We start from the raw sequence: 20,275 nt of genomic DNA, 5'->3' as shown, positions 1-20,275 counted from the left end.
TAAACAATAAACCTCGCCTTGGAACCGTGAGGGTTTATTGAGTGTTTAATTTATATTACGACAAATGTATGAAAAAAAAACGATTATGTTTTCGATTACCCTGTGGTACGAGAAAAAAAATTGAAAGAGTGATGAAATTTTTTTGGATTTTAATGTGCGCTTTTACTTTCTCTGTTTCGGCAAATTCATTTGCTCAACAGGAACGAGTCAGCTTGAATTTGAAGGATGTGGCAGTACGGACATTGTTCGATGAGATTCAACGCCAGACGAATCTTTATTTCGTGTTCAACACGGAGCAGACGGATCAGTTGGGGCAATTGTCTTTGCGTGTCGAGAACGAAACGGTGGAGAACGTGTTGAAGAAGGTGTTGGAAGGCACGGGGTTGACGTATAAGTTTCGCGGGGATCTGATCGTGATTCAGCAGGAAGACGAGAAAAAGGACGAGAAGAAGGGTAAGCGGATTTTCGGTACGGTTGTTGACGAGAGTACGAAAGAAGTGTTGCCGGGGGTTACGGTGAAGTTGTCCTCGGGGGCTTCCGTGACGATGGGGACTTCCACGGATCACCGGGGGCGATTCGAGTTGGTGCTTCCGGTGACGAAGGGTACGTTGGAGTTTTCTTTCGTGGGGTTCGAGAGCCAGAAGGTGAGTTTTAACGAGAAGACTGATAGTTTGCGGGTGGTGTTGAGAGAGAAGGTGAACGAGTTGGAAGATGTCGTTATTACCGGTTACCAACAGATTGACAGGCGGCATTTGACGGCGGCGGTGACTTCACTTAAAATGGATGATATTGATGTGCCGGGTATAAATCGTATCGACCAGATGCTGGAGGGGCGTATCCCCGGAATGACTTTTATGCAGAATAGCGGTCAGGTGGGGGCTACCCCGAAGTTGAGAATACGCGGAACTTCTTCTGTCCTCGGGAATCAGGAGCCGTTGTGGGTAGTAGACGGGATTATTCAACAGGATCCGGTGAACATTGATCCGCAACAGTTGAACGACCTCGATTTCGTGAATTTGTTGGGTAATGCTATTGCCGGGTTGAACCCGGACGACGTGGAGCAGATCGACGTGTTGAAGGATGCCGCGGCAACGGCATTGTATGGCGTGCGGGCTGCTAACGGGGTGATCGTTATTACGACGAAAAAAGGAAAGGTGGGACCTCCCAAGTTATCTTATTCGTTGACGGGAAGTTTTTCGACTCGCCCAAGGTACACGGACAAGGGGTTGAACTTGATGAATTCCAAGGAGAGAGTGGATGTTTCCCGCGAGTTGATGGAGCGGGGGGTGCGTTATACTGGAACGTATAACAGTTTCACGGATTGGATCGGTTACGAGCAGGCTTATTTGGATCATTATAAATACGGTGCGATCAGTTTTGAAGAGTTTCAAAAACGTTCGGCTTATTACGAAACGTTGAACACGGATTGGTTTGATATCTTGTGCCGGGATGCTTTTTCGCACAAGCATTCGTTGAGTATCAGCGGGGGAAGTACCAGCGCGAAATATTACGCTTCATTTGGGTACGCGAACGACCAAGGGGAGATTCGCGGGGAAAAGAACGAACGCTACACGGCAAGTGTGCGGGTAACGGTGCAGCATAATAAATTCCAGATGCAATTCGGGATATCCGGTAACGTGCAGGATAAGTTGTATAATCCGAGTGAATTGGGAATTATGAATTATGCTTATAATATGACCCGTGCTATCCCTTTGCGTTGGGAAACGGGTGCATTGTACACGTACCAAAAGAATAATCAGCCGTTTAATATCATTCGGGAGATGGAGGAGTCTGAATACAAGATAGCCCAAAAGAGTGCTAGCGTGAACGCACAGTTGCAATACCGGGTGTCGGAGGCGTGGAAATTGGTTGGTACTGCCTCTTATTCTATGGGTACTTCTGATGATGAAACTTGGTACGGGGAAAATTCCAATTATATTCTTAAATTGAAGAACAAGAGCAATAAGTTGTCCGAGAGTTTGTGCCCTTTCGGGGGAGAGCTGAAAACCAATGCTACGCGTAATAGTTCTTATATGCTTCGTTTGCAAACGGATTATAGCCGGTATTGGGATAAGGATAACGACCATTTCACGAATGCTTCTGTCGGTTACGAGTTGTCGTCATCGACTTACCGGAAAGAGGCGAACACGGAACGGGGGTATTATAAAGACCGCGGGATGAGTTTTGCCGGATTTGCCGATGGTGATTATGAGAAATACCCGAAATTCTACGAGTGGAGTGTTTCCAATCACCCGAAATATACTAAATCGTTGACAAACACGATGTCGGCTTATCTCACGTTGACGTATAGTTACAAAGACCGGTATATTTTTAACGTGAATACCCGTGCGGATTGGTCTAATGCTTTCGGTAGCCGTAGTAACGAGAAGTTGCTTCCCGTGTGGTCGTTTTCCGGACGCTGGAACATGACGGAGGATATTGTTCGGAACGTGAATTGGATCAATAATTTGGCATTGCGTGTATCATACGGTATCCAAGGAAATATGTCGAACGATCAGCCTACGCGTTTGATTATCAATAAGGGTGGATATAGTAACTCTAAGGGTGGATATACTTCGACGATTAGCAAGTTCCCGAATCCCGATTTGAAATGGGAAAAGACACACTCTTTTAACGCTGGCTTGGATTTCAGTTTGTTGAAAGACAAGATTCAAGGTTCTGTTTCATGGTTTTACAAGAAAACGATTGACGCGTTTCTGTCGAAAACCGTGTGTAACGTGAACGGGGTAAATTCTTACGTGGTTAATTCCGGTAATGTTGAGAATAAGGGTATCGAGTTGACGTTGAATTTTGTCCCGATAAACCAGTCGGTATCGTCTAACGGAAAGAGAGGGTTCGTGTGGAGGTTTGATCCCCAGATCGGGCAGACGTTGAATAAGTTGTTGAACGACCAATTGCGTAAAAATGATAAAACTTTGCAAGATGAATTGTCGTTGTCACAATTTTTGAGTGGTTCCGTTCAGTTGGCGGGAACACCTTTGAATACGTTCTTTTCTTATAAATATGCGGGCTTGGACGGCGAGGGAAAGCCTACGTTCAAAGGCTTGGAAGCGGACCGGGCTGATGAATTGCATGAAAAGTACAAGAATTTGAGTAAGAAGGACGTGTGGTTGGCGGTTTTGGATGAGTCCGGAAGCCGGGTGCCCGTGATTCAAGGTGGGGTTAGTAACTATTTCGGTTACCGGAGTTTCACGTTGTCTGTTAATTTCACGTATAGTTTCGGGAACAAGATTCGATTGTTGCGTATCGCTTCCGGGGAATATAGCGCCGTGTCACCGAAACCGATGCAGAATTTGCGTCGGGAGTTCGTGAATCGCTGGAGAAATCCGGGTGACGAGAAGATAACGGATATACCGGCATTGTCTATTGACGGTGGACAAGATAAAGGGTGGTGGTATAAAAACGAGTATAGAAATCATTGGGAACCGAGCGGGAATGCTACCATATATTCGATGTATGATGACTCGGATATTAGAGTGGCGAGTGGTAATTACGTGCGTTTGCAATCTCTTACTTTGCGGTATTTGTTACCCAAGGAGTTGTTGAAAAAGCTGGGGATGTCTTCCGGGTATTTGTCTTTGTCCGGCTCTAATTTGCACACTTGGGCGAGCAAGGAGTTGAAAGGGCAGACGCCGGAACAATCGGGGACTTCCAGCGTGGTAAATATTTCGATTCGACCGAAGTATTCGTTTAGTTTGAATGTTGTTTTTTAAAATGGATGTATGATGAAAAGATACAGTATTTTGTGGTTTACGGTGCTCCTTTGCTGGCTAAGCGGGGGATGTAAGGATTTCTTGAACGAGTACTCGCAGAGTCTTTCTTATATAGAAACGGCAGCGGATTTGCAGGAATTGTTGTTGGGAAGCGGGTATCAGGATCCCGCTGTGACTGTAAGACCGGGTGGAGAGTATGTCGCTCAGGCGTGGAACAACACGAACATGAAAGATTTCATGACGTATATTCATTTGATGGATGATGATCTAAAAGAGGCGCCCGATCCTAAAGAGAAAGACACTCATAACAGACCTTGGCAGACTATGTCCGGATTCTATCGTTGGGCGGATGACCCGAATATGAATATACTGGGTACATCGTATATCGATCCCGTGTGGGAGGATTTTTACAAGCGTATTGCTGTCTTAAATTCTATTATATCGGAGATTCCCAGACAGAGGGAGAAAAATAAAATAGGGGAAGAGGAGGTATTGAATCAAGTGGGAGGAGAAACCTATTTTTTGAGGGCTTGGTATTATTTCATGTTGACCAATATATACGGTGCGCCTTACGAGAAGGCTAACCCGAATGCCAAATGGGGTGTGCCATTGAAGTTGTCGGAGGAGGTGATTGATATGTATTATTCCCGCCACACGGTAGGTGAAGTTTATGAAACGATCGTTTCCGATTTGAAGACCGCTATTAAATTCTTTGAACGGATGAGTGCGCCAAGTAAGTCGAAACGCATCGCAAGTGCCGAGGCTTGTTACGCTTTGTTGAGCCGGGTTTATTTGTACATGGAACGGTATGAGGATTGTATCGAGGCGGCGGATAAGATAGAAGGTTTTGGGGTAAGGGAACTTGGTTCGTTGCCTGTTGCCGAATCTTTTGCCACGATAGAATCCGTGGAAACGATATTTTCCCACGGACCGTACGTGATGTATTGGATTCATGGGGAGGATGCTGAAATAGAAACGGTTAACAAGATTGATATAGACCATTTGCTGGAAACGGGAGAAGTTATCATGATCCAGACACAGGAGGTGAAGCAGAATGCTTGGTCGTGGGCTTGTTCTGCCACGTTTGAATCTTTGTTTGACGAGAATGATTATCGATTGAATCGTTTTTTCAGTCGCACCCGTTACAAGAAAAATTTGGTCCCGAGGAAGTATAAGGCGAGTATGACTTTTGCCGAATATGATCCGGTGAGTATGGATACCGTGGTGTGCACGAACACGGGAAGTCCTGCAGCTTCCGCGGGGTGGTTGCGTTATGGCGAGGTGCTTTTGAACAAGGCGGAGGCACAGGCTTGTTTGGGACAGGGCGATGCTGCCAACACGTTGAAAGAGTTGCTCCGGTCTCGTTACAAAGTGATGCCGACGATTCCCGGCGGGGGAAAGGAATTGGTAGATTTCGTGCGTTTGGAACGGCGCAAGGAGTTGTGTTTCGAGGGACATCGTTGGTTTGACCTTCGCCGTTACGCGGTAAACTCGGTTTACCCGGATAAAAAGCCGATAGAACATGTTTGTTATCAAATTACAACCAACGACAAGGGGGTGGCCGTGGCTGAAAAGGTTGGAGAAACAACTCTTGAAGCATATAGCGAGAATAGCATGGGATCGTGGATGATTCCGATACCGCAGAGTGTAATCACTTTTTGCGACGGGAACATGGAAAATCCGGAGCGGAGAGGGGTGTCTGCAAATTTTGTACTTGAAGAAGAAAAAGAGGAGGAAACATTATGAAAAGGTTTATTTGTATTTTGTTGCTGGGGATGTTTTTGGCGTGTTCAGAGGAGGATGCGTTGACCCCCACGGAGGTGAAAGATTGGTACGTGATTACCCCGACGGAGAATATGGACGAGGTGGATGAAGCGATTTATCACTTGTATGAAAAGTACAATAAGGCTGTGTTTTACAAGGATACGATCGGCTCTGAAGACCGGGGTTGGAAAGACGAGAACGGAAACCCGAAACTCTATTACGAGGTGCTTCGGTTAAGTTATGACATGACGGAATCAAATAATATTCAAACGAAAATCACTTACACTCCCGCGGATGTGTCGACTCCCGAGAGCAAGAAGGCTATGCTTCCTTTGTTGGAATTGATGGATGAGAAATTGTTTGCATGGATTGAGGGAGCGGACGTGCACGTGCCTGCCGTCCTGATCGTGCAAGATATGGAGAGAGCGAAGAAGCCTTTGTATGTGTACCGGGGATTCGGGGTACTTGGTTTTGCCTTGAACTGTTTTGAGCAAAAGAATGCGGATTCTCTTATCCAACGGACTTTTTTGCATGAGGTGTGTTATGTGGCTTTACAAGAAAATTTGTCTACTTATCAAGATATTGTTATTAATGCTTTTGAAAACAACACTTCAGCATCTCCCGCGGTAGCGAAAGAGTGTTGGGGGGTGAATTACGAAACGTTTGTACCTTCCTATGTTTCTTGGCTTACCAGTGTGAATAATCTGCAAGTGTATGCAAACATGAAATTGCAGTATGAACAACAAAAGGAGGAGGCGCTGGAGCAGTTGAAAAATGAGAATTTAACCGAGGCAGAGCGGAAAAAATGGGAAACTAAACTTAGTTCCGCTGAAATGATGCTTACTTTCGTGGAGGGGAAATTGGGTAATTACGATGAGTACAAAGCAAATCTGGAATTGTATTGTCCCGAGAATTTTGGTTTGTTGGGTTTGACACAAGGTAAAGTCGGTGATAAATTGGCCTATTTTGTTCCGACTGCCGTAGAGGATTTTGCCGCTTACTTGGATGCCATGTTGGATTATAGCGAGGAGGAGTTCAAGGCAAAATACGAGAAGTATCCTTTGGTGCAAGCACGCTATATTCTTGTACAACACGTGCTGAAGAATGCCGGATTTGATATTCAACGAATTCGGTCGGAGATTGATTGAAAATAGTTGTCTGTTTTTAGAGAAATAAATGTTTTAAAAAGATGAAAAAGATATTCGTTTTGATGTTGGTGCTTTGTTGCACCCGGATGCTTGTTGCCCAAGAGTTTACGGCAATTAAAGGAAAGGTCGCGGATCGGTGGTTGTCGCAAGTCAAATTATACGAAACCATTGATGGTGCGCCCGTGGTATGCGCCGTGGCTAAAGTGGAACCCGATGGCAGTTTCGGTTTTCTGGTGAAACCGAAAAAGCCCGGTTTCTACGTGTTGGGAGAAGACGAGAAGATGAATTTTCCTGTTTACGTGAAAGGAGGAGAAGAGATTAACATCGAGTTGCGGGAGAATAAAGCTACTTTGACGGGTAAGAATACAAAAGAGAACGTGCAATTGTATAAGTGGCAAGAATATGATTATAATATTTGGTTGAAAAGTGTATTCTTTCAGAAGATTATTTCTACCTATGAAGATTTTTTCCCCGAGTACGAGAAATTTGTCGATGGGTTGCCGGCATTCAAAGCAAACGTGAAGAGCGGTAATAAAGTTTTTGATGCGCTCCTTAAAGAGTGGATAGACTATTCGGCGGATTATTACGGTATCGTATTTCTCTACACGCCTCGCACGAAACATCCGAAAGCATCCGATTACCCGGCATATTATAACCAGATTGTAAATCCCGAGAAGTTTGCTGACGAGAGCGTGCTGGCCTTTCCGAACGGGACTACCATGTTGCGGTTGTACGCGATTTTTGCCGCGAATCAAAAAAATGTTGCTCCTTCCGATAAGGCGGCTTACGAGCAAGCCTGTTTGGAGGCTTTGCCTAATGATCGGTTGAAAGGGGAGTTTGTTGTTGACCGTTTTTTCTCACAATATCGTACTTACGAGGAGTATCTTGATGGGATGAATAAATTCGGGAAATATTGGTTATCACCTTCTTTAAAGACCCGTGCCGAGGCTGTCGGAACTAAACTATACCAAACCCGTTCCGGGGGGATAGCTGCTGATTTCACCTATCCGGATGTGCGGGGCAAGAATGTGTCCTTGTCCGATTTTAAGGGGAAGGTTGTGTTGATCGATGTATGGGCGACGTGGTGCGGACCTTGTAAGCAAGAGATTCCTCATTTGAAAAAACTCGAGGAGGAGATGAAAGGAACCGATGTCGTTTTCTTGGGCGTATCGGTGGATGAAGCCAAAAATAAACAGAAATGGCTTGATTTTATTGAAAGCGAGAAATTAGGTGGTATTCAGGTGTTTGCCAACGGTTGGAGTAAGATAACCAAGGATTACCGTATTAACGGGATTCCTCGTTTTATCGTGATTGACCGTAAAGGAAACGTGGCGTCGTTCGATGCCCCTCGTCCCTCGAATCCGGCTTTGAAAAAGATGTTGGAAATGGAATTGAAAAAATAAGTCTATAAGGTCCATAAAGTCTATAAGGTCCGTAAGGTCGATGGATTCCTGCGGGACACTTTGCTTACGGCGGTGAAGCTGCCGATAAATATAGTCCGAAGGACATCTGTGACTTTACGGACTTTATGAACCTTATAGACTTTACGGACTCATAAAAGTTTGATTATCATGAGAAGGATTGGTGTATTATTGGCACTTTTGTCGTGTTGTACTTTTCTCTGCCCGGGACTTTGGGCGGGAGAGAAGGGGAAACGGCGTATTCAATCACGGGAGCAGAGTGTTTTCGCAGAAGTGAAGGGATTGGTCAGTCGCGACAAAATGCAGGAAGTCGGTTTGTATGAAGCGGTAGACGGGGGCGAGACTTTGATTAGCAAAACCCGTGTCGGCGCAAACGGTTGGTATGGTTTTGCCGTGGAGGTTGCCACTCCCGGTTTTTATACCGTGGGAGGGGAGAAAACGAGTGAGCGTATTCGTGTTTACTTGGAGGCGGGGATGAACGCAGAGGTCAATATTCTGGAGGATTCTCTCGTTATTACCTCTCGTAATTCTCCTGAAAACCTGTTGCTTGCTGAATGGGAAGGCTTGTTTGAGCCTGTCCGTCGTAGGGTGGATCACATGGATTATATTTTCTTTACTTATAAGGAATTATTCCCTTGGTACATGGAGTTTTTACCCCGAGCAGAAGCGTTTAAGGCGAAGATTCAATCCAAGAATCCCGGTTTTGAGGCATTGTTGCGGCAGACGGTAGAGTACGATGTCGAGTATTTTGCCCTGCGTGCCCTCACTGCCATTAAAATAGACCGTGCCGTGAGGAAAGGATGCCGCCCTGCCGTGGAGGAATACCCGGAATATTATAGGAGGTTGGTGACAAAGGATAAATTGGGAGATGCCTCCCTGCTTGAACAACCTTATGGGGTCGATTACTTGGAAAAATATGTCACTCTTGCTTTGCAATTCGAGAAGCGGAAGATTACTATTGCCGATCAATTGAGGTGGGTGCCTTGTGATTTGTTGAAGGCAGAAATTGTGTTGCGTCATGCCGGGCGGGCAAAGACGTACGAGAAATACGATGAGATTGTCACTTACTTTGCACGTTATCTGACCACCAAGAGTCATCACCGGCGTATGGATGAACTCAGTGCAAAACTTTACGTGGGGAACAAGGGTGACAAGGCGGCAAATTTCACTTATCCTGACCGGAATGGTAAAATGGTTTCCTTGTCTGATTTCAAGGGAAAAATCGTGGTGGTTGATGTTTGGGCGACGTGGTGCGGACCTTGCCGGGAAGAGATTCCCGCTTTGATAAAATTGGAAAAAGAGATGCACGGGAAAGATGTCGTTTTCATCGGGGTTTCCGTGGACGAGAAGAAAGACCACCAGAAATGGCTGGAAGTTCTCGACAAGGAAGGGCTGGAAGGCGTACAACTTTTTGCCGACGGGTGGAGCCAGATCGTGAAGGATTACAAGATTAAAGGCATTCCCCGTTTCATGGTTTTCGACCGGGAAGGCAATGTGATTATGATAGACGCTCCCCGTCCTTCCGAACCGGCGTTGAAAGCGTTGCTGGAGAGGGAATTGGATAAATAGGAAAATAACTTAACAAGAAAATATCATGAAGAGGATAGTTATATTGTGTGGTATCGTTTTGTGTTTTATTCAACTGAACGCGCAAGAGAAAGGAGTACAGTTTCAAGACCTAACTTTTCAGGAGGTTTTGGATAAAGCGAAAGCGGAAGACAAACTGGTTTTCATGGATTGTTATACCAGTTGGTGTGGTCCCTGTAAACATATGTTGAACACGGTGTTCGTTTTGCCCGAGATGGGCGAATTTTTCAATGATCAGTTTATTAATGTCAAGTATGATATGGAGAAGGGGGAAGGGCCTCGGTTACGGGGAAAATTTCGTATCACCGCTTACCCCACCTTTTTGATTCTCCGTCCCGACGGCACTTTGCAACATCGTATCGTGGGTGCGCGGAAAGGGACGGATTTTCTGGAATGCGTGAAGCGGGGTGCGAAAGAGGAAACTTCCCAATTTTATTTGGACGAACTCTATCGGCAAGGGAATTTGAGCAAGGAACAACTTCCCTCTTATCGTGTAGCCTTGAAGGACGCGAAAAGAAATGCCGAACTGAAACATATCACCGGGGAAGAGTTTAAACAACTCTCTGACGTGGAGAGGTGTTTGTCCCAATACTGGTATCTTTACGACCAAGATGAGATCACTTTTGAGGACGAGAGATTTGCTTATTTGATAGCCCACAAGACTGAATTTGACAAACAGGTGGGGAAAGAGATCGTGGATAAGAGAATATACGATAGTTATTTTCAAAGATTGGCGGCCTTTAAAGCTAACGTTCCGGTTTCAGAGTCGGTTGCCTTGATAAAAAGACAGATTGCTTCCGTTGATTTCGAGAAAAAGGAGGAGATTGTTTTATCTCTTCGCTACGTGGAAGCCCGTAATAATCAGGATATCGATGTTTTGCTCGATATCATGGAAAAGAGTTTGCGGGATTTGCCTCGTGCTTTCCTGTGGCAGGCTCCTTTCTTGGATTTTATTGTTAAGGAAGGGAGCTGGAAACAGGTAGACCGCTATATAGGCATGGAGAATGAAATGGTTGAGGCGATGGATAATGAACCTTTGAAAAAGGCTGTAAAGGAAACATTCGCTAAATATCGTTCCGGTCGAATCGATAATTGATTTATATATGATAGGTATGAGAAAAATATTGATGATGTTATTGTTGTCCTTCACCTGCTGGGGTGTTACGCGGGCGCAAGATACCTTGGCTGTCGTTTCGGGACGAGTGGAAGGGGAGAATCCGGTGATGTTGGTTATCCAACGGCAAATGGGGATGTCCCAACGATTACTGGAAGCTAAGGTGCAGGGAGATTATCGTGAATCCCTGACCGTCAAGGAGCCGATGATTGTTTCTCTTTCCTTGGGCAGGCAAACTGTTTCCAATACCGTTTTCTTGACACCGGGTGCAAAGCTCGAGGTGGATTTCTCCCGTGAGGATAAGTTCGGAGGTACACACGCCGGAATCAATAATTTGTTGTCACGCTTGTTTACCGACGAGTATCAACCGAAAACCTCCGGTTTGAAGGAGTACTCCCGGGGGTACGCGGAAGCATTGGTTCGTGCTTATCAAGGGCGCATGGAACAAGTCGAAGCCTCCGGACTTTTGCCGGAAGAACGGAAAGTCGTGCAAGGGGTTGCCCAGTACCAGTTGTTGCGAGATATGTATATGATGATTGATCTCTCGAAGGCTTTCGGGAAGGCTTTTGCCGCCCCGGAGGTCGATACCGATTACAGCGATCCTCTTTTGAATATCGATTGGCTACCCGACTTGGTGTTTGCCGGGGATTGGTTTCCCGTTTTTCAAGAATGGTTGTTTGCCCAAGTGCAAACCGGAAAGATCAAAATAGGTTCCCGCGAGAGCTATTTGAACGATATGGCTGCCGCTATAAAAAACGAGGAGTTGCGGGAAGCTTATTTGCTGGGGGCACTTTGGAGAGAAGTGCTGCGGGGAAACGTCAAAGACTTTGGGGAACGGCTGAAAAAAGCAACCGAAATTGTGAAGTCTAAAGACGGGAAGGAGCAATTGAAGGCTTACGCCGAGCGGTTGGCCGAAAGTACTTATCCCGCCATGGAAGGTGTGGATTTGAGTGACTATGGATTCCCCAACGAAAAGGGGGATACCGTCTATCTGTCCGACTTCAAAGGCAGGTACGTCTTTATTGACCTTTGGTCTACCGGTTGTAATCCCTGCGTGGCGGAAATCGCCTATGTCAAACGTTTGGAGCAACGCTTGGCCTCTCTTTCCTTGGCTTGGGTGTCTATCTCTTTGGATTCCAATGCAGATGCATGGCGGGCTTTCATGAAACAAAAAGGCATGACGGGGGTACAATTATTGTGCACCCGCTCCCGTAAGCATCCTTTCATGCAACGTATGGCTGTCAATGGTATTCCCCGCTTCATTATCTTGGATCCTGACGGAAAGGTTTGGGATGCTTCTTCCCGCCGCCCCTCTGATCCGGTGCTGGGGGAATTGTTGCTGAAGGAGTTGAAATAATAAAAGAATTGATTGATCAACGGTCTTGTTTTATGCTATGGGAGTGTGGTTGCACGATATAGTTTATTTAGAAAATAGTGATAAGTATTGTAGTTATGAAAAAATTGAAATTAACAGATTGGCTATTCATTCTTTTAGGTGTATTACTCCTTGTACAAGGGAGGAGTTCGAAAGAATTGGGACAATTATTAGAAAAATTAATTCTTGGTATTAACTTTATCGTGCTGCCTTTTGTTTGGGGAAACGATAGAGTGCGAAAGATTTTTGCGATAATAATGCTTGTGTTATATTTATCAGTAATTTGTATATTTAATTGTATCTGAAAATTGTACCAAAGCAAATATGGTAAGAAATAAAATGATGCCGAGTGTGGCAACAATATGGAAATGAGTAAGATGTGTCGGGGCAATTCTTTGTTGGAGTGAAAAGCAGGGGCTGTTCAAAAGTGAATTGACAGCCCCTGTTTTATTTCTTTGAGTATTTTACTTGGGATTATTTCCCGCGGATTGCGGTAATACCCGGTAATTCTTTTCCTTCGATGTATTCGAGCAATGCACCTCCTCCGGTGGATACGTAACTCACTTTGTCGGCAAGCCCGAATTGGTTGATGGCAGCCACGGAGTCACCGCCGCCGATGAGCGTGAAGGCGCCTTTGGCGGTAGCTTTCACGATGGCGTCAGCGATTGCTTTCGTTCCCACGGCGAATTTAGGCATTTCGAAAACTCCCACGGGACCGTTCCAAAGGATGGTTTTGGATTCCTCGATGATTTTCGAGAACGTGGCGATGGTTTCCGGACCGATGTCCAAGCCTTCCCAGCCGTCGGGTATTTCCATGGAAGATACCAATTGTGTGTTAGCGTCGTTGCTGAAAGCATCGCCGGCGATAGTGTCGGTAGCTAACACGAGGTTTACACCTTTTTCTTTGGCAATTTTCATGATTTCAAGTGCCAAGTCTAGTTTATCATCTTCGCAAATGGACTTGCCGATATGACCGCCCAAGGCTTTCTTGAACGTGTAGGTCATTCCGCCACCGAGGATGAGGTTGTCGACCTTATCCATTAAGTTCATGATGATGTCGATCTTGGAAGATACTTTTGAACCACCCATGATAGCGGTGAACGGGCGGACGGGGTTGTGCATCACTCTGTCAACACTTTCCAATTCTCCCTTCATCACGTAACCGAATAGTTTGTCATTCGGGAAGAATTTGGCGATAACGGCAGTCGAAGCATGAGCGCGGTGGGCGGTCCCGAATGCATCGTTGATCCACACGTCACCGAGGGAAGCCAGTTTTTGAGCAAAGCCTTCGTCGCCTTTCTCCTCTTCTTTGTAGAAACGGAGATTTTCCAACAAGAGTACTTCGCCGGGTTTTAGCGCGGCAGCCTGCTCTTTCGCGCTTTCGCCGATGCAGTCATCCGCGAATTTCACGGGAACACCCAGTAATTCTTCCAGATGTTTCAAGATATGTTTTAGTGAAAATTTGTCTTCGGGTCCGTTTTTCGGGCGTCCGAGGTGGGACATCAAGATGACGGAACCACCGCCTGCCAACACTTTTTTGATCGTGGGAACGGCTGCCCGCATGCGGGTATCGTCGGTGATCTCGAATTTGTCATTTAACGGCACATTGAAGTCCACGCGGATAAGTGCCCGCTTGTTTTTAAAGTTGTAATTATCAATTGTCTGCATAGCAATTGTTATTTTAATGAATAGATTACTTAATTGACAGATAAAGATACGTATAAAATTATATCAAAATGAAAAAACAGGGACGAAAATTTGCATCAGTCAAGGAAAATGCAGATTTTTACCACCCGTATAGGATGTTACGGATTTGCAGGTAAAAAGGTTAGCCTGATGAATACCGGTCGTGTGTATTGATGCGCGAAGACAGTAGTCTGTAGCCGTTACGAAAATAATGCAGTATGAGACGAAATGGCATTTTGTTGCTTATAGGTCTGTTTGTTTTCTTGATCTTGCAAGGGTGCCGGAGAAGCGAGAAAGCTAAAATGGAGGAGTTGTGTGACGAGTTGAAGAACTCTGTCATGATGACGCCTGTGTTTGATTCATTGGTTGAGTCTTCCGCGAAGTTGCCTAAGTTTCTGCGGGCAAAAGTGTTATTGGTGGCGGGAACGAATTATTCCATGAAGACGGAACAACTTAAAAAAGCGAAGGAGTATTTGCAGGAGGCAAACCGGCTCGGGTCACGGGAGGTGAAGAACAGAGCGACTTTGGAACTGGTGCGACTGTACGGGACTCTCGTGTTGCGAGATGATTGCGTGGAAGAGGCGATTCGTTTTATAGGCAGGGCAAATTCAAAGGTGGTGTTTGTACAGGAGGAAGAGGCGGAGTTCTATTTTTTAAAAGCACGGTTTTACAAGGCGATAGATATTGAACGGGCGTTTGGCGCTATTGAGAAAGCGATAACGATGTACCGGGGGATGGGGGATACGAAGGAGGAGATTGAGATGTGGTGTTTTAAGGCAACGCTTTACGGGGTGTTGGAGGAGTTTGAAGAGCAATATGCTTGTTATGAAGAGGCTTATCGGTTGTTGGGAAAAGTGAGGTATAAAAAAGATGTGCGTCCCTTTTTCGAGCAAATGGCGGCGAGCTTGAAGAGATTGGGACGTTACGATGAGGCGTTGCGTTTGTACGGGGCGGTTTTGAAGAATTTGCCGGATACGGCCGGTCTCGGGCGTTACGGGATACAGGTGGCTGAGGCTTATACCGGATTGGGAAGGCACGCGGAGGCTAGGGTAATATTGAAAGAGGCATTGAGAGAGGAAAAACGACCGGGGCTGCGTAATACGTTGTTGGGGCGAATTGCCGACTCTTTTTTGAAGGAGGAAACGCGTGATTCCGCCTTGGTTTATTTTAAGTCCGTGATAGATTTATATGATCAATATGCCCGGGAGAAAGGCTTAAGGACACCCAAAGTGAGTTTCAAAAACCATTTGAATTATGCCCGTTGTTTATGGGATAACGGGGAACAGGCGGAGGCTTTGGAGCATCTTGAACAAGTAAGTCGAAGAGAGGCGGAGACGCCGGAAAGTCTGCGGGCGCAGATGGACGTGTTGGAGCAGTTGTGCGAGTATTATGCACATCTGGAAGGAAAGGCGGAATTGCACGAGGCATTCCGTCGGCATGATTCGATAATGGATCTGTATCAAGTGTTGAACGAGGAGGGGCGTTACAGGAACGTGTTGCAGAATTACAAGAATCGGAAGTTGCTTCAAGAGATCGAGGCCATGAGTCAAAAGCAGGAGGAAACGAATTGGTGGTTGATATTCGCATTGGTCGCGACGATAGGGGTGCTTGGCGTGCTCATGGTTTACACGTGGATTGTGTGGGTAAAAATTCGGAATAAAAAATGATATAATATATAGGTATGATGGATAAGCACGAGATGTTTATGCGGAAAGCTTTGGAAGAGGCCAAACTGGCGGAAGAAGAAGGGGAAATTCCCGTGGGTGCCGTGGTGGTATGCAAGGATCGGGTGATAGCACGGGCACATAATCAAACCGAACGGCTGAATGACGTGACGGCGCACGCCGAAATGTTGGCAATAACGTCGGCAACATCCATGTTAGGCGGAAAATATTTGAATGACTGTACGCTTTACGTGACTATGGAGCCTTGTGTGATGTGCGGTGGGGCGTTGGCGTGGGCGCAATTAGGCGAATTGGTTTACGGGGCTGCCGATCCGCACCGGGGATATGCCCGGCTCACCCCTTCGGTGTTGCACCCGAAGACGAAAGTTAGCGGAGGCGTGCTGGCGGAAGAGTGCGGGGATTTGGTGAAGGAGTTTTTTGCAAGAAAAAGAGAACGGTAGCCTGTGCGCGTGCTAACGCTATTTATGATTTATGATTTAAGATTTACTGATTCTGTGATTTCCGATCGGGTAATTTCATTTTCCATTTTCAATTTTCCATTTTCAATTGTTTTGTTGTACATTTACCAATTGAATTTGCAAAGACAATCGTAAATCTTAAATGGATTAGTTTCATGGGAAGTTTTGATATAAGAAACGGGAGCGTACCTGATGGTGAGAAGGAGCTGGAGAAAGCGTTACGGCCTCTGAGTTTCGGTGATTTTCGGGGACAGAAGAAAATTGTTGAGAACTTGGAGATTTTCGTGCAGGCTGCCAAGATGCGGGGTGAATCGCTTGATCATGTCCTGTTGCATGGACCTCCCGGGTTGGGAAAAACAACTCTGTCGGCAATTATAGCCAACGAGTTGGGTGTGGGGATAAAGATTACTTCCGGTCCGGTGTTGGATAAGCCGGGAGATTTGGCCGGGTTGCTGACCAATCTGGAACCGAATGACGTGTTGTTTATTGATGAAATTCATCGGTTGAGTCCGATCGTGGAGGAATATTTGTACTCGGCCATGGAGGATTTCAAGATCGATATCATGATTGATAAGGGGCCCGCGGCTCGTTCGGTGCAAATTCAATTGAGTCCGTTTACCCTGATTGGGGCGACAACTCGTAGCGGGTTGCTGACAGCCCCGTTAAGGGCTCGTTTCGGGATTAACAGCCATCTGGAATATTATGATCTGGACGTGTTGACCGGAATCGTGGAGCGCTCTGCCGCCATATTGAGGACAAAGATCACGAGTCAGGCATCCAAAGAAATCGCAACCCGTAGCCGGGGTACGCCTCGTATAGCGAACGCTTTGTTACGTCGGGTGCGTGACTTCGCGATGGTGAAAGGGAACGGGGTGGTGGATCACGAGATTACCACGTATGCTTTGGAAGCGTTGAATATCGATAAGTTCGGGTTGGACGATATGGATAATAAGATATTGTTGACGATTATCGATAAATTCAAGGGAGGTCCCGTGGGATTGACCACGATTGCCACGGCGGTGAGTGAAGATCCGGGTACATTGGAAGAGGTGTACGAGCCATTTTTGATCAAGGAAGGATTTTTGAAGCGGACACCCAGAGGTAGAGAGGTCACGGATTTGGCTTATAAGCATTTAAGAAAAGATAGAAGGAAAGATGATTGGCAAGCAACACTTTTTTAAGTGTAAGTTGTTGAACCGTTGAGCGTTTTTAGAAGTTTCACAAATGTTAAATGTTAAGTGCGAGTGCTGAAAATGGCGTTGTTTTATGAATTTGATAAAAATTGATAGAATGTCAAATAGTTATAGTTTAGTTAAATTTTATTAAGCGTGCTAATTGTTAAAATCGAATTGTTAAATTTGCATGTATGAGAAAGCAACAGATAATCATATTAGGGATTGTGTTTGGCATTTCTTTGCTGGGGTTGGTTATTCTCCAAGCGAGTTACTTCCAGACGGCTTATGATGTGAAAAGAGAGCAATTCTTTTTCACGGTGAACCGTGCCATGGATGAAGTCGTCGATTATATCCGCCAGAAAGAAGAGTCGGGGAGATTTGTGCAGGATCAGAATTTGTTGCAGGCAAAAAAGTCGGGACTCGTGCTGAATGCACCCACGTATATCGATCCCAAGCGTTTGGTGGCGTCAAAGAATGATGTCGCGTTGATGTTGGGGTCAACTTTAGTTTCGGTGGATGACGATTCTGACGTGCAGGATATAAGCGATTTCGTGGGAAGTAAGTTTAAAGAGGATAATCTGGAAACTTCTATTTTGAAATTGCGGCAAGCGCTTAAGGAACGCACGGGAGAAGATTACAAATTAGTGCCCGAGGGGAAAGAGGATAAACATCAGATTGAAGGTCGGGTGGATTTGGACAACCTGTACGGTTTTATCGGTAATACGTTGAAAGATGCGGGTGTGCGCTCCCGTTTCGAGTTCGGTATAAAAGAGAATGGTAAGTTTATATTGAGTTCCGCCAATTTTTTGAGTCAGGCGTCCGATGTCACTTTTAACCGGAAGATATTCCCGGGTGAGGTAAATTCTGCCGTGTTGTACTTGAAATTCCCGGATGCTTCTTCCGACACGGCGGGTTCGCTCTGGATGATATTGCCGGGATTGATTATCACGATCGTGATTGTCTTTTGTGGGGTGTTCTGCCTAATTGTCATTGTACGGCAGAAAAAGTTGTCAGTGATCAAGAATGATTTTATTAATAATATGACACACGAGTTCAAAACGCCGATTGCCACGATCTCTTTAGCATCCCAGATGTTGAAAGACGGTGCGGTGACGAATACTCCGGATTCGGTTGATCGGATTGCAACGATTATCCGCGACGAGAGCAAGCGTCTGACCTTCCAAGTCGAGCGTGTGTTACAGACCGCTTTATTCACGGAAACCCGGATGAAGCTGAAGTTGAAGAATATTAATATGAATCAACTGATAGAGGATTTGTTGCCTAAATTCAGTTTGCGCGTGGAAGATAAAGGCGGAAAGTTTTCGGCTTATTTGGAGGCGGAGCAGGATGAGGTGCTGGCGGATGAGGTACATGTAACAAATGTGATTTCCAATTTGGTGGATAACGCTATTAAATATTGTGTAAAACCACCGGAAATTACCATCTATACACGTAATAAAGATAAAGAAATTGTAATAAGTGTGATCGATAATGGCATAGGAATTGCTAAGAAAGATCAGAAGCTAATCTTCGAACGATTCTACCGGGTGTCAACAGGAAATTTGCATGACGTGAAAGGTTTCGGCTTGGGACTGTCATACGTGAAGAAAATTGTTGAGGCTCACGGTGGAAGGATTGATGTGGAAAGTTCCCCGGAAAAGGGTAGCTGTTTTGATATTATTTTACCATTAACTGTAAAAAAGCAAAAGATAAAGAGAACTTTATTTTTCTAATTTCGTATATTTTTTCAGACAAATTAGAAAAGAGAATAATGAAAATCAACACGAATTATTAAAAACAACATAGCTATGGATGAGAAAATTAAAATTTTATTGGCAGAGGATGACACCAATCTGGGTATGCTTCTTAAAGAGTATTTAAGAGCTAAAGGTTTTGAAACTATTTTATGTGAGGATGGAGAAATTGCGTATGAAACGTTCTTGAACGAACCGTTTGATATTTGCATTTTCGACGTGATGATGCCTAAAAAAGATGGATTTACATTAGCGAAAGAAGTAAGGCAGATTAATAGCGAAATTCCAATTATTTTCTTGACAGCTAAATCAATGAAAGAGGACGTGTTGGAAGGATTCAAACTGGGTGCCGACGATTATATGAGCAAACCTTTCAGTATGGAAGAGTTATTGCTTCGTATCGAGGCCGTGTTGAGAAGATCAACCGGGTTGAAACCTGAAGACGAGCAGGAAATCTTTAAAATTGGTAAATTGACCTTCAATTCCAAGAAACAAACTTTGTTTGACGGCGAAGAAGAACAAAAGCTGACTACAAAAGAATCAGAGTTGCTCCGTTTATTGTGCTTGAATGTAAATAAAGTGCTGGAGAGAAACTATGCTTTGAAAAATATCTGGGCTGATGACAATTACTTTAATGCCAGAAGTATGGATGTTTATATCACGAAATTGCGTAAGCATTTGAAGAAAGATCCGTCAGTGGAGATCATCAATGTTCACGGAAAAGGATATAAATTGATTCTTTGATGATATTAAGAAGGGTTCTTGAGGAACCCTTTTTAAGTTACAGGTTGACAGGTTGCAGGTTACAAGTTCGAGAAAAAACTTGTGGTTTGCAACCTGTTAATTTGTGACTATTTTTTACCTTTGTAGGAAATGTATAATATGGCTACCGGGGTAGCGTTAATTTTAAATAAGATGAAAATAGGGATAGCATGTGACCACGCGGGTTACGAGTACAAAGAGAGATTAGTGAAATATCTTCGGGAGAAAGGATATGAAGTAAAAGATTACGGGACACACTCCGCCGAGAGTATGGATTACCCGGATACGGCACACCCGTTGGCTTTTGCCGTGGAAGCGGGAGAACACGAGAAAGGGATCGTGTTGTGTGGAAGTGGTAACGGTATTTCCATGACCGTGAACAAGCATCAGGGAATCCGTTGCGCTTTATGCTGGAACACGGAACTTGCCGCTTTGGCACGCCAGCATAATAACGCTAACGTGGTGAGTATCCCCGCCCGCTTTATCGCTTACGAGGAGGCACAGGCGATAATAGATACATTTCTTGCTACCGGTTTTGAAGGCGGTCGCCACCAGAGGAGGATAGAGAAGATTCCGGTGAAGTAATTTGTGATTTTAGATTTACGATTTATG

General features: G+C 45.1%; 14 protein-coding genes. 13 read left to right on the top strand and 1 reads right to left on the bottom strand.

Going from position 1 to position 20,275, the window contains the following annotated elements:
• Positions 1 to 131 precede the first annotated feature (131 nt).
• The 7 genes from CS948_RS06625 (at position 132) to CS948_RS06595 (ending at position 12,125) form a co-directional block, all read left to right on the top strand.
• Complete coding sequence (locus tag CS948_RS06625) at positions 132 to 3,734, top strand: SusC/RagA family TonB-linked outer membrane protein (protein WP_255301890.1); 3,603 nt, start codon at positions 132 to 134, stop codon at positions 3,732 to 3,734.
• Positions 3,735 to 3,746: 12 nt separating this feature from the next.
• The gene (locus CS948_RS21870; RefSeq protein WP_255301889.1) at positions 3,747 to 5,480 is read left to right on the top strand and encodes a RagB/SusD family nutrient uptake outer membrane protein; all 1,734 of its coding nucleotides are present in this window, start codon (positions 3,747 to 3,749) and stop codon (positions 5,478 to 5,480) included.
• Positions 5,477 to 6,646 (top strand): hypothetical protein, encoded by a 1,170-nt coding sequence (locus tag CS948_RS06615; RefSeq protein WP_099290933.1) that lies wholly within the window; start codon positions 5,477 to 5,479, stop codon positions 6,644 to 6,646. The genes CS948_RS21870 and CS948_RS06615 overlap by 4 nt, the downstream gene beginning before the upstream one ends.
• A gap of 41 nt (positions 6,647 to 6,687) precedes the next feature.
• Positions 6,688 to 8,049, top strand: a complete 1,362-nt coding sequence (locus CS948_RS06610; RefSeq protein WP_099290932.1) for a TlpA disulfide reductase family protein — start codon at positions 6,688 to 6,690, stop codon at positions 8,047 to 8,049.
• A 168-nt stretch (positions 8,050 to 8,217) separates the two neighbouring features.
• Positions 8,218 to 9,636, top strand: coding sequence for a TlpA disulfide reductase family protein (locus CS948_RS06605; protein WP_099290931.1), 1,419 nt, complete (start codon positions 8,218 to 8,220; stop codon positions 9,634 to 9,636).
• A 25-nt stretch (positions 9,637 to 9,661) separates the two neighbouring features.
• On the top strand, positions 9,662 to 10,750 hold the full coding sequence (locus CS948_RS06600; RefSeq protein ID WP_099290930.1) for a thioredoxin family protein: 1,089 nt from the start codon (positions 9,662 to 9,664) through the stop codon (positions 10,748 to 10,750).
• Between the two features lie 16 nt (positions 10,751 to 10,766).
• On the top strand, positions 10,767 to 12,125 hold the full coding sequence (locus tag CS948_RS06595) for a TlpA disulfide reductase family protein (protein ID WP_176554957.1): 1,359 nt from the start codon (positions 10,767 to 10,769) through the stop codon (positions 12,123 to 12,125).
• Positions 12,126 to 12,617: 492 nt separating this feature from the next.
• On the opposite strand, the gene pgk is transcribed toward CS948_RS06595, so the two are convergent.
• A complete protein-coding gene (gene pgk / locus CS948_RS06585) occupies positions 12,618 to 13,811 on the bottom strand; it encodes a phosphoglycerate kinase (RefSeq protein ID WP_099290927.1) in 1,194 nt (397 codons plus the stop codon).
• Positions 13,812 to 14,047: 236 nt separating this feature from the next.
• Between pgk and CS948_RS06580 the strand changes: the two genes are divergently transcribed.
• The 6 genes from CS948_RS06580 to rpiB all read left to right on the top strand — a co-directional run bounded on the left by CS948_RS06580 (position 14,048) and on the right by rpiB (position 20,248).
• On the top strand, positions 14,048 to 15,496 hold the full coding sequence (locus CS948_RS06580) for a tetratricopeptide repeat protein (protein ID WP_099290926.1): 1,449 nt from the start codon (positions 14,048 to 14,050) through the stop codon (positions 15,494 to 15,496).
• Positions 15,497 to 15,513: 17 nt separating this feature from the next.
• A complete protein-coding gene (locus CS948_RS06575; RefSeq protein WP_099291815.1) occupies positions 15,514 to 15,954 on the top strand; it encodes a nucleoside deaminase in 441 nt (146 codons plus the stop codon).
• Positions 15,955 to 16,127: 173 nt separating this feature from the next.
• Positions 16,128 to 17,153 carry a Holliday junction branch migration DNA helicase RuvB gene (gene ruvB, locus CS948_RS06570; RefSeq protein WP_099290925.1) on the top strand — a complete coding sequence of 342 codons (1,026 nt, stop codon included), beginning with the start codon at positions 16,128 to 16,130 and terminating at the stop codon, positions 17,151 to 17,153.
• A gap of 185 nt (positions 17,154 to 17,338) precedes the next feature.
• Positions 17,339 to 18,880 (top strand): sensor histidine kinase KdpD, encoded by a 1,542-nt coding sequence (locus tag CS948_RS06565; RefSeq protein ID WP_099290924.1) that lies wholly within the window; start codon positions 17,339 to 17,341, stop codon positions 18,878 to 18,880.
• A gap of 75 nt (positions 18,881 to 18,955) precedes the next feature.
• Complete coding sequence (locus CS948_RS06560) at positions 18,956 to 19,645, top strand: response regulator transcription factor (protein WP_099290923.1); 690 nt, start codon at positions 18,956 to 18,958, stop codon at positions 19,643 to 19,645.
• Positions 19,646 to 19,816: 171 nt separating this feature from the next.
• Complete coding sequence (rpiB, locus tag CS948_RS06555) at positions 19,817 to 20,248, top strand: ribose 5-phosphate isomerase B (RefSeq protein WP_099291814.1); 432 nt, start codon at positions 19,817 to 19,819, stop codon at positions 20,246 to 20,248.
• Positions 20,249 to 20,275 lie beyond the last annotated feature (27 nt).

The sequence above is a fragment of the Butyricimonas sp. Marseille-P3923 genome, from assembly GCF_900184685.1.
GTDB lineage: Bacteria > Bacteroidota > Bacteroidia > Bacteroidales > Marinifilaceae > Butyricimonas > Butyricimonas muris.
Note: the sequence above shows the minus strand (reverse complement) of the source record. Positions and strands in the feature narration are given on the sequence as shown.